The following is an 11,772-nucleotide window of genomic DNA, read 5'->3' on the forward strand; positions in this document are numbered from 1 at the left end:
GGTAGTCCCTGGTACGGCCCGATGTTTATTATTAAGTAGTAAATTAACATGATCAACAAAAGGGAGAAAATTATGGGACGAGTGCATGGGAAAATTGTAGTAGTTACTGGAGCTGCAAGTGGTATAGGGAGGGCATGTGCAATCCATTTGGCAAAGGAAGGTGCTAAAGTAGTATTAACGGACGTTCAGACGGACAAATTGAACGCTACAGTCGAAGAGATCGTATCCAATCATGGTGTAGCGATTGGCCTTTCGCATAATGTTGCGGCAGAAGAAGATTGGGATTCCGTTATGAAGAAGGCCGTTGCAACGTTTGGTACTGTTAATGTACTTGTAAATAGTGCAGGTATTGGTAACAAAACAGATACAATCGAAGAATGGAATCGTGTCCTAAGCGTTAATTTAACGGGAAGCTATATAGGGATGAAGCACGTAATTCCAATCATGAAAGAAGCCGGGGGAGGATCCATTGTGAACATTGCTTCCCTTGCGGGCCTTGTCGGAGGTGGTTTTAACGGATATGCTGCCTCCAAGGGCGGGATTCGAGCCATTTCTCGAGCGGCTGCTGTGGATTACGCAAGAGATAACATCCGCGTAAATTCCGTTTACCCTGGCCTGATTATTACCCCTATGACGGAAGGGATTCTTCATCATGAACAGATGAAGAAGCATTTTGAGGAGAGAACTCCACTGCCTCGTTTCGGTACAGGGGAAGACATTGCTTATGGCGTGTTGTATTTGGCATCAGACGAGTCGTCATATGTCACGGGTACGGAGCTGGTCATCGATGGAGGCACTACGGCAAAGTAATATCCCAGCAAATTGATGAAAAATCCAGGGACTCAATCGCTGGAACAGGTGAGGTCCAATAAGAGTTCTGCCACTATTAGGAGCGAAGGAAGGGTAGGTGCCTTCCTTCGCTTTATTATCTAACTTGTTAGTTGAAAGGAGGGGTCAAAGTTGAATCACGAACAAGCTACGAAGGGACTTACCGTACAAAAAGGCACCATTATGCTTATTTTGATTCTGGGCGCCTTCCTGTCCACACTAAATCAAACCATTATGAGTGTAGCCATTCCAAAGCTAATGAATGCCTTTACTATTTCTGCTGCAACGGCCCAATGGCTGACTACAGGGTATATGCTGGTTAATGGAATATTGATCCCGATTACAGCCTATCTCATGCGGCGGTTTACTACCAGGCAGCTATTCTTGACATCCATGAGTATCTTTCTAGCCGGCACAGTCATAAGCGCCTTTGCGGCAGTCTTTCCTGTGCTTCTAACTGGACGCTTGATTCAGGCCGCGGGTGCCGGAATGATCATGCCGCTGCTTACTCAGGTTGTCTTGACCATGTACCCAAAAGAAAAAAGAGGAGCAGCGATGGGTATGGTAGGTTTCGCTGTCATTTTCGCTCCAGCACTTGGCCCAACAATAGCTGGCTACATTCTTGAAGCCTATTCATGGAAAGCTATATTCTACGGTATGATTCCACTTGCCGCCATCGTTGTCATTGCGGGGTTTATCTATCTAAAGAATGTATCGGAACCTATCAAGCTAAAGATAGATACGTTTAGTGTGATTTTATCCACCATTGGCTTCGGCACATTATTGTATGGCTTCAGTTTGGCGGGCAACAAAGGCTGGTCGAATGGTGAGGTCTTGGTATCGATTAGTGTTGGGATCATAGCATTAGGGATTTTTATATGGAGGCAGTTGAGCTCAGCAAGTCCACTATTGGATCTAAACGTATTCAAATTTAACATGTATTCCCTAACAACGGTTATTAATATAGCTGTCACTATGGTTATGTACGCGGATATGATCCTTCTTCCACTTTACCTTCAAAATGCACGTGGCTTTACCGCTTTAGAAGCAGGTTTTCTCCTTCTGCCGGGTGCCCTTATTATGGGCTTTCTAATGCCTGTGACTGGAAAATGGTTTGATCGCTTTGGTGCGAAATGGCTGGCGATCATCGGATTGTCCATTACGATCATAACTACAGCAGGCTTTGTTCAACTAACAGATTCGACCAGCTACTTGTTTCTTCTCATCATGAGTACGGGTCGTCGTATAGGAATGGCATTACTGATGATGCCTGTACAAACCGCCGGTCTAAACCAATTGCCGTCATCTCTGCATGCCCACGGGACGGCTATTTCCAACACCATTAGGCAAGTGTCTGGAGCAATAGGGACTTCGCTTCTAGTAACCATCATGACTGCTCGGACTAAAGTTCATCTGAATGAGTTGACCTCTGGAGTTGATATGAAGGATATTTCGCAAGCTCATTTGATGATGGAAGCCTCGATTCAAGGTATTAACGATGCATATCTTGTCATTGTAGGGATTGGTATTGTGGGGGTGCTGCTCTCATTATTTATTAAACGTACGGAGACTTCACCTGAGCGCGTAGGTGACGTAAAACCTGTACCTCATCGGTCGTAAAAAGTATGGATAAGGAATAACTACTATTTAACAAGGTAATGACCAACGACATGTCCGTCCTCATACCCGATGATGTCATCCTTTTTAAGATCACTCAGCATCCGGTTGACGCTTTCTCTTGTGACGCCGATCATATCTGCCATTTCCGTATTATTGATTTTCAGATCGATGAAAATTTCGTTCTTACGATGTACCCCGTAGGAGTTAGTTAATCGAATCAGCAGCGAGCAAAGGGCACCGGTTTTTCCGAACATCATCAAATCGCGGAATTTGGTTTGCGTCTGGCGGTGCATCAGCCCCATCCACTTCATAAACTCTACCGCCAGATCCCCGTGTTGCCAAAGCAGAATCTCGAGGTCTTTACGCTGGATGACGCCGACTTTGCTGTCTTTCATCGCTTCCGCGCTAAACGTGTGAACGGAATCCTTGAATGGGTCCATTTGTCCAATCAAGTCGCCTGATAAATGCAAATACATCGTAAGGCTTTTCCCGCTGTCCGTTGTTTTTGTCGTCCGAACCTGTCCGTTCATGATAAAGTAAAGCTTATCCGCCTGCTCCCCTTCCCAGAAAAGATAAGAACCCTTCTCAATCTCTTTCATGTACATAATGCCCTTAAGTTTATCGAAACTTTCTTCCGAGATAATATCTAAAATTCCGTTCACTTGCTGTGCCGCTGCTGCCATTGTCGTTTCCCCCTCAGGTGATTTCGTTACACTAATCATATAACGGATGTGATCTTTCTCACATCGGGGCATCTATATCAGGGAGTTCCCTTATTTGCGTCCGACTTCGATGGATATTTCAACACTATTACGTTAACGGGTAACGTTAGAACAATAATCAGGGTACATTAAGTTACAGGGCTGTTCCTGATGTACATAAGTACATTGAATGCTGAAAATATTAGTGCATATTGGAACGCAATCAAAGAGAACGGTAGTTGAATAAGACTACACGGCGGCCGGTCAAGACGATCGGCTGCCTTTTCCACGTTAACAGGCAGCATTTATGGTGTAGTTTGGGATTACATCTTATTGTTACATAAAAATCGTGTATGGTAGCAAGATACGTCAACAAGTGAGCAACGCACGTAGAGCGGCTAATAATTTTCTATGATAAAGTTAATATCGTTAAATTTTTCAACAACCAGATACTAATAGATAAGGAAGCGGATATTTTGAAGGACAAGAAATGGCATACCGATTGAAAAACATCGGACAGCTAAGCATCCTTGGTGCTGCTCAGACTACAATACATTATGCAATCTTTTATATTGGCGTATCTAATACGACTGGTATGAAAGGTTCGATTATGAATGCCACAACCGCGTTTTTCGGCGTCGTACTTGCTCATTACGTTTATAAGAACGATAAGCTCAGCCCGAGCAAAGCCATAGGCAGTATCATTGGATTTATAGGTGTCGTAATTGTTAATTTCAGTGCAGATTTACTTAACTTCTCCTTTCGTTTTATGGGGGAAGGTTTTGTGGTAATCGCGGCGTTTATTTTTTCCGCTACTGGCATATATGCCAAAAAATTGACTAATACGACGAATGTAGTTCTTATCACTAGTTATAGCCTTTTAATAGGTGGAATAGCGCTAACGTTACTTGGCATGATCCTGGGAGGTAAGGCAAACCATTTTACATGGGAGTCTTCATCTTTACTTCTTTATTTGGCCCTGTCATCCTCTGCATCCTTTTACCTTTGGAACAGGCTTCTGATATACAACAAGGTTGGCCGCGTATCGGTGTATAACTTCCTGGTTCCCGTTTTTGGCGCCGCATTATCGTCTATTTTCTTGGGAGAGACGGTTTTGGAAATAAAGAATATAATTGCCCTTGTTCTTGTTTCTTTTGGGATATGGATGGTGAATAAAGAAGACAAAGTACGTTCACGATTAAACTAACGCAGAACGTTAGTGTAATGAGGCTGGCTTTAAGCAATATTTCCTTTTTACAAACATGGGTTAGGAAACTTCTGAATAGTAACGGAAAACCCTATAAGCGCAGGCCCTTGACACATAGTTGCCCAGGAAGCCAAATGATTCTCCGATGGAAATACCGACATATCTGTACCAAACCCCGCAAGAATGTCCGCTCCTGCCTACTCTTTCACGCTAAGAATGGTCATCAGCAAGTCGATCTCCTCTCGATGTAGCTCGAGTAAACGCCCCATCCCCTACACTAGCGTTTGACGAACACGTCCATACAGAGCCTAGATCAGTTCAGAAATCTTCTTATTGAGTTAAATATCATGACTTTGATAGAGTCCGCATCGAGAACTCTTCCATTGACCAGTGTTTCCAGCAATGCAAACCGGATTTGCCAAAAAGGCCGGAAACATAAATTTGAATTTTTTCTGACGTGACTTGAATTTGAAGCTCTCGGTGATACCGCGTTAAGTCCCGAAGATCGCGAATATCTACTCGGGGCACAAAGCTAGGCTCAATGAGTAATTGGTGCAACTGCGGTTAAAGGCCGGCAGCCTCCATTACGTTAAAAGGGTGTTTAGTTCAGGAAGGAAATGTAGACATTATGTTGGGAGAAAACCTATTATGTATATTCATTTGTTTTAAAGGGTAATAATGGAATAAATACAATTATAGAGGAGTAAGCTTAAGTGGTTACCTTAGCTAAAAGACCCAAGCTATTTTCAGAAGAGAGTTTCACATCGTACTTAATGAGAATTTCTAATATGAACCATACTTCATCAATGGAAGTTTGTAAATTAATCTCAAATCAGAACAAGGTTCGTTATATGTGGAAATATGATTTGGATCTAACAAATCTTATAGATCAAGAGAAGGTGCAACAGTTATTCGGTAAGACAGCCAATGAATTAGGAACTTTTTCAATCATTAAAGATAAACTATTAGAGAAATATGACATGGGATTAAATTACTTTGTCGGGAATTTACTTGAAAAAAATGGAAAGTATTGCCCAATCTGTATCCAAGAATCATTGCACTATAAAATATTATGGCAGGTAAAGGATATCAAGATTTGTGATGTTCACGAGATATCTTTATTGAATATATGTGGAATATGTTTGATGAAGCTGCCATATACCCATGAATTACTTGGTCTAGGGATCTGTCCTAATTGTAATAATTCCTTAACTAATAAATGTAAGCATATTGATTTTTTTGAAATCAGAAATAGATGATCAGCATAAATTATATCAAAATTGGCGAATGTTATTGGAAGATAATGGGAACTTTAAGGAGCTTCCTAAAGGGGTAGAATTAGCTCAATTATTAATTTATGTTGCTCAAGGTCAATATCCCTACCTAAAACGAGAGAGGATAACAGGCCTAACGTCTGATTCAATATCTAGGTTATTAAAATATATCAAGGAAGGGGACAGTTCTGAAGGGAAAATATATAAAGTAACATTGTTATTTATTCTTAGAGTTATAAACTTGAAAAATATGACAATAGGTCAGTTTCTAAGTATAACCACTCCTGAAGATTTTATTATTAGTATTTTTAATGAAAATGAAGTAGGTTGTTGTTTAACTCCTTGGTGTCGTTCTAATGGATCAAAAAAAAAAATGAAATTGGTAAGAGATGCCAAATTGGGTTATTTTCAATTCACACACGTACATATTTGTTTAGATTGTGGAGTAAGATACGGTCGTGGCACATTAGATAGAGAATGGGGAGAAGTTGAAAATTATAATAGTTTTGTCTATGAAATTATTCGTAAAGAATTTAATTCAGGAAAAAAGAGGTCTCAAATACAAAAGGAGTTTAACCTAAGCCAATTTATTTTAAACAAAATGTTGGCTTTTCTACTTAGGCACAAACTACTAGAGAACGATCTTCAAAGAAAATATGATTACAAATTTACAGAAATTGATTATGAACACAAATTTGTATTATTAAGAAGTATGGATGGAAGAAAAATTACTAATGCTGCTGGACTTTTCAATTGGGGGCATTTAGAGTATTTTTATTATTTTTTTGACCCCAAAATTCAGGAGAAGATATATGAAGTTTCAGAAAAGGACTTGTTATCAGAGAATCAGTCATTTTTACAAATAAAAAATAGAAAGACATCAGCTTTAAAGCAAATTTCTAGTGAAGAATGTGCAGAGTTTTGGATTAGAGCAAAACAATATATAATCGAACATTCTACTAAAAATATGAATCCTCGAAAGCAAGGTTTTTACGACTTTCTAGGAAGAGGATTCAAATGGTTAAAGGTTAATATTCCTGAAATCCTAGAATGGTTTCATAATCAACAAATACTTGTGGAAAAACAAAATACTGTTCAAAAAGAACTGGAACGAAAGGATAAAATAATAAGAACTTTAATCCTTCAATATAAAAGAGGAATGAATAGCTCGATGGCAAAGCTGGTGGAAGAGTCGGGGGTGCCGAAGAAATATTTACGATTACATAATCTTATTCCTTCAATAAAAATAGTTATGGAATCACTTATTAATGGAGTGTACTCAATCGAATGGTTAGAGAATGCGGTTAACCGTGTAGGTACAGATAATAGGTTACTCCAATTAATTGAGGATAAAAGGGGGAGTCGATGCAACTTGTACTAGCTTATTCAAAGCAATTCATTTAGGTAGCTTTCGATTAGGTTACTTACTAATGCCGTTATTGGCGGTGTAATCTGATCCGCGGCAGTCAACATTGAAAATTCCGGAAAAGTCCTATGGATGCTTCGATTCATTCACTGTCACGTTGACTTTATCCTTCATATCTATGAGAGACTAATGGGTTAATATTCTACATTTGGGGTCGGTCCACTGATCCAGGCATCTTATCTTAGGTCCTTTAAAGCAATTCAGGTTTGGGTATCCAATCTAACCTACAGTTATGCGATGCTTGCAATATAACTCTGTTCGCGGCAGTCAAAAACAAACCGTAATTCCTGAAAAGCCCTTGAATAATCAAGGGTTTTTCTTTTTTTGAATCAAGGGAATCTTTTCGCCATTTTATGTTACAGTATGTGCCCTTTTTACATTACATTACATCCTGGATATTAATGAATTAAACGACAAAATAAGTTACAATTCACATTTTTTAACTTTTTGGAGCTTCCCCCGTACCTAGCCATGTTGATTGATATAGGTTAGGGATATTACAGGCATTTCTTCAGATTTTCTTTAGAAAATTCCCCATAGGATCCTTAGATTTATCAACTCAACTTTTGCACCTAATAAATCAGCGTAAGATTACGTATGGACTGGATTTGTGATGATCAACTGCCATCAGAAATTAAGCCGGCTTTCCAGGAACTGAAGGTCATCAAACACTTGAATGACGCTGGTTTTAGAAAGAAATTCGGCTTTACCTGTGCTGCGTTGTTTCGAATCATCTTTGTACTCTTGTTCCAGCAGAAAAATTGGTTTCGTCTGCTCGAAAGCCAACAGGGCGCGGATTATCCAGGAAAGATGCGGGTTATCGCTTTCTCAATCACGGCGGTTACGCTTGGCGCCGCTTTTTGACACGAATGAGCCTTGAGACGGTTCATCGCATGGAGCGCCTGACCTCTGACAGGCGCGACGATCGTATTATTTGCAAAGATAAATATGAGCCATTGAACGGAAGCCAATGATGTTGTCCATGATACGGTTCTAGCCATGTTGGCCCCCTTGTTCTAACCCTAATCCATCATAGCTTGCTTCGAGGGCGGCTGGCGGCATCCAATAGAAATTCGATGCCCGTGATCGTACTCGTTTCATGACCCCCGGATAAAACGTGATTATGAACCTTACCTCCGTAAGGACGCAGGAGCAAATGGATGCCGGTGGGAGATAAGAAGGAAATCCACCCTATCTCAGGATTGGATCTATCCGGAAAACAAAGCACGATATCTGCCTTGTTCTCACCGGAAATGGAAGATTGCAGTGAGACTTTGGAACCGATAAATACCATTTTACCGCTATCCGGATTCAGTCTGGAGGTCATACGCTTCAGTTCGATGATGTAAGCAGCCATTAAGTGAGCAGCGGCTGCTCTAAACTCCTCGGGAGCCTGACCGGTTGAAAGATGCTTCTCCAGGAACGATTCCCAATGGCGTTCGAAATAATCCAGCTGATCCAGCAGCGAAAGGATAAAAGGAGAAGCCCGCCTACGGTTCATGGAACAAACATCCCAGACGAATCATGTGCCTGAACAAACCTACGTTTCCCATACAGAATACCTCCATTAAATGTAAAATATCCCTAAAAAATACAATGAGACACCCGTTTGAGAAAACGGAATGCCTCGGTAGATTAACGATACCATTGCACTTTATTTATGTCAATGGATACCAAATGATGACTTATTCAGACTTAGTTCTCTGTTCATTCTATTAGCACCCGAACCTGATAAGGTTTCAGCGTAAAAGAATCCTGTACCTCCTCTTGATTCCAAAGGTCCGTCATCCTCTCCGGTAAGCTCATTTGGACGGTTTCCGCCGTCCCGTTCAGCACAAACACATATCGGGTGCCGTCCTGCTGCTGCCTCATGGCGATTTCAATACCTTCCGGCGGCGATGTGCTCAAAATGGGGGAAATCCCGATTTCCCGGCACAGCTTGGTGATAAAATCCGTATAAAATGCCTCTTCGGCATAGGTAGCGATAAACCAGGTCTGACCTTTGCCGGTCCATTGCCGAGTGACAGCGGGATACCCTTTGTACCATTGCTCGGTAAAAGAGCCCATCGCCAGAGCGGTTTCAAGCTTGACCAGCTCCTGGAATACGCCGCCTACATACTGGCGTCCCTCCCATTCGAAACCGACCGGACTGTGCGGCCCGGAGGTAGCGGTCTCTGCTGTTCTTGAGCCTAACAGCCGAATCATATTCGGATGAAGTCGGTCAGGGAAATAACATGCATCGGAATTTTTGATGCCGCTCATCGGATGAAACACAAGCGTGCCCCCGGCTTCCGCATAATGCTGCAGCTTCGCTACGAGATCGTCGTCGACTATAGGCAGCATGGGTATTAAGAGCAGTTTGTAGGCGGTGAAATCGCCGGTTCTTCCTACGGCATCGCAATTGTATCCGAGCTTGCGCACCGTAAGGAACAGCATGTTAATCTGCCGTTCGTAAACCCCGTTATCGCCCGTCCAAGCGGATCGGTGCTCCATATGCCAGCGGCTTGGAAAATCGTAGAGAACGGCGATGTCGCTTTCAACCTGCGAGCCCGCAATGAACGGAGCCAGCGTCTTTAGCCGTTCGCCTATCCGGCGGCATTCGGCATACATCCGGGTCGGCTTGCCGTCGAAGTCGGTCAAGGCACCATGGTTTTGTTCGCTGCCAAAGGGGAATCGTTTCCACGGGAAATAAAAAACGCCATCTGCTCCGTTTGCGATCGTGTGCATCGTCAACCGTTCCAGTTCCCCTGGCGCGGGCGTGTTGTCTGCAGCACCTAAGATCGCATGTCCTTCATTCCGCAGCTCATATACATGAAACGGCGCTTTCTTGAAGCTGCGGCTGGCGGCCAACCCGAAGGAGAGCACACGATGTCTGTCCCCGTAAGGGGGGTAATAGTTTGTTCCGGCGATATCCAAATGCTCCGCCATCTTGTAATAGTCGGTTCGTTTGCTCCAGAACATTTGGTTGTTGGTAGTGATGTATTGGTCGTTATCGCCAAGCTGGGACCGGACGGCTTCGGCTAACAGCCTGACGGCTTCAATATTGCAATCGCTGCGATATTCACGCCAAGACTGGAGAAAGGCAGGATTGTAGTCCGCCTTCGTTATCCGGGGCGTTGGGATTTGACCGAAATGGTCAAATTCCAAAGACCAAAAAACAGTTCCCCATGCGTGATTCAGCGCCCGAATCGTACCGTACTTCGCCTTCAGCCATTGCTGCCATTGCGATTTGCATCCCGGGCAATGACAATCGGGCTCGTCGCCAATCTCGTTGTCCAAATGCCAGCCGATCACGTGGGGGCTGTTTCCGTAACGGGCGGCCATTACGGCTGCGAGCCGAGCGGATTTTTCCCGGAGCAAGGGGTGATTGATGCAAAATGTATAACGGCTTGCATATTCAAGACTCACTCCTTCTTCGTTTACGATCATTAGGTTTGAATCTTTTTCGGCCAGCCATGCGGGAATCGTACGCATCGGAGGGCAAAGCACAAGGCCGATTGAATAGTTACCTGCAAGCTGAACGAACCGGTCCAACCAGGCAAAATCAAAAGCCCCCTCAGCCGGTTCCATTCGTTTCCAAGAGAACTCACCGATCCGAAGCGCATTAAGTCCAGCCTGCCGCATAAGATGTAAATCCTCTTCCCAGCGTTCGGGATCTCTATGTTCAGGATAGTAGCATGCACCATATAACATTATGAATCCACTCCTATTGATGTTGTCCAATATCTGAGTTAATATTAAATTAAATCGGACATTAATGGAATCGAAGGTTTTGAAACTGGATATAACAAATTGAATATTTGTGGAGGGGTTTCATGATGGACGTTCGTTTGATCCGGCTGTTCAGACCGCCGGCAGTACCGATGCCGTTATTCACCCATACGGTCGGCTACAATAGACAAAATCCCATGGCGCGGCCGGAGGGCTTCTCAACGCATCAGCTGCTATTTGCACGCAACGGGCAAGGGTGCGTTCGAATACCGGGCCAGGAGGAATTCACTTTCGGGCCAATGCAATATATGTTCATCCCCGCCGGACTCCCGCACGAGTATTCTCCGGTGTCCGATGAACCGTGGGAGGTTGGATACATATCGTTCTCAGGTACGAAGGTCGAGCCGCTTTTGGAGCATTTCGGTCTGAAGGCTTGCAGGCCGCTCGCGCTCACGGATGCCGAGGCGGTATGGTCTGTTCTTGATGAGCTGTGGGAGCTTGCCGACGGCAATGAAGACGGTGCCGAATGGGAAGCAGCCGGTATGCTGTACAAGTTCCTGCTGAATTTACATAGAATGAATTCAATCGAAGCAAGGAGGGGGCGGGAACCCGACATTCACTTTAGCGAAGATGCAGCCAAAGCAGTTGTACAGCAAGCGGCAACCTATTTGAATGAACACTACAATGAGAACATTTCGTTATCCAACGTGGCGGATTCACTTGGCTATACCCATCAGTATTTAAACCGTTTGTTTCACAAAACATACGGTGTCAGCATGCTCCAGTATGTGCAGCGAATTCGTCTGGAGAAAGCAATCGGCTTCATGAACACGAAGGAAACCATTACCGTCAAAGAAATCGCCAGCTATGTCGGAATGGAAACGAATTATTTTATCCGGACGTTTCGAAAGGCTACAGGGCAAACCCCCGATCAATACAGGAAGACATCTGCCGCTTCAAAAGGAAATAGGGGATGAACGGCTTGTATACGAGGGAGCAAATAAA

9 protein-coding genes and 1 pseudogene are annotated in these 11,772 nt (G+C 43.3%); 7 read left to right on the forward strand and 3 right to left on the reverse strand.

The window, feature by feature from the left end; translation table 11 throughout:
* Positions 1-72 precede the first annotated feature (72 nt).
* On the forward strand, positions 73-810 hold the full coding sequence (locus tag RAC89_RS30690; RefSeq protein WP_306617890.1) for an SDR family NAD(P)-dependent oxidoreductase: 738 nt from the start codon (positions 73-75) through the stop codon (positions 808-810).
* A 201-nt stretch (positions 811-1,011) separates the two neighbouring features.
* Positions 1,012-2,448 (forward strand): DHA2 family efflux MFS transporter permease subunit, encoded by a 1,437-nt coding sequence (locus RAC89_RS30695; protein ID WP_306617892.1) that lies wholly within the window; start codon positions 1,012-1,014, stop codon positions 2,446-2,448.
* Positions 2,449-2,471: 23 nt separating this feature from the next.
* On the opposite strand, the gene RAC89_RS30700 is transcribed toward RAC89_RS30695, so the two are convergent.
* Positions 2,472-3,131 carry a Crp/Fnr family transcriptional regulator gene (locus RAC89_RS30700; protein WP_306617448.1) on the reverse strand — a complete coding sequence of 220 codons (660 nt, stop codon included), beginning with the start codon at positions 3,129-3,131 and terminating at the stop codon, positions 2,472-2,474.
* Between the two features lie 508 nt (positions 3,132-3,639).
* Here RAC89_RS30700 and RAC89_RS30705 point away from each other — a divergent pair.
* The 4 genes and pseudogenes from RAC89_RS30705 to RAC89_RS30720 all read left to right on the forward strand — a co-directional run.
* Positions 3,640-4,356, forward strand: coding sequence for a DMT family transporter (locus RAC89_RS30705; RefSeq protein ID WP_306617449.1), 717 nt, complete (start codon positions 3,640-3,642; stop codon positions 4,354-4,356).
* Positions 4,357-5,069: 713 nt separating this feature from the next.
* A complete protein-coding gene (locus tag RAC89_RS30710; RefSeq protein WP_306617450.1) occupies positions 5,070-5,615 on the forward strand; it encodes a TniQ family protein in 546 nt (181 codons plus the stop codon).
* A gap of 28 nt (positions 5,616-5,643) precedes the next feature.
* Positions 5,644-7,011, forward strand: coding sequence for a hypothetical protein (locus tag RAC89_RS30715; protein ID WP_306617451.1), 1,368 nt, complete (start codon positions 5,644-5,646; stop codon positions 7,009-7,011).
* A 642-nt stretch (positions 7,012-7,653) separates the two neighbouring features.
* Positions 7,654-8,027 (forward strand): annotated as a pseudogene (locus RAC89_RS30720) (IS4 family transposase); the annotation flags it as partial.
* 59 nt (positions 8,028-8,086) lie between these two features.
* Here the strand turns inward: RAC89_RS30720 and RAC89_RS30725 are convergent.
* Together RAC89_RS30725 and RAC89_RS30730 are read right to left on the reverse strand one after the other, a co-directional pair.
* A complete protein-coding gene (locus tag RAC89_RS30725; RefSeq protein WP_306617453.1) occupies positions 8,087-8,557 on the reverse strand; it encodes a GreA/GreB family elongation factor in 471 nt (156 codons plus the stop codon).
* Positions 8,558-8,763: 206 nt separating this feature from the next.
* Positions 8,764-10,749 carry a beta-galactosidase gene (locus RAC89_RS30730; protein ID WP_306617454.1) on the reverse strand — a complete coding sequence of 662 codons (1,986 nt, stop codon included), beginning with the start codon at positions 10,747-10,749 and terminating at the stop codon, positions 8,764-8,766.
* A 122-nt stretch (positions 10,750-10,871) separates the two neighbouring features.
* Between RAC89_RS30730 and RAC89_RS30735 the strand changes: the two genes are divergently transcribed.
* Complete coding sequence (locus RAC89_RS30735) at positions 10,872-11,744, forward strand: helix-turn-helix transcriptional regulator (RefSeq protein WP_306617455.1); 873 nt, start codon at positions 10,872-10,874, stop codon at positions 11,742-11,744.
* Positions 11,745-11,772: the final 28 nt, after the last annotated feature.

The sequence above is a fragment of the Paenibacillus sp. GD4 genome (assembly GCF_030846225.1).
Lineage (GTDB): Bacteria > Bacillota > Bacilli > Paenibacillales > NBRC-103111 > Paenibacillus_G > Paenibacillus_G silviterrae.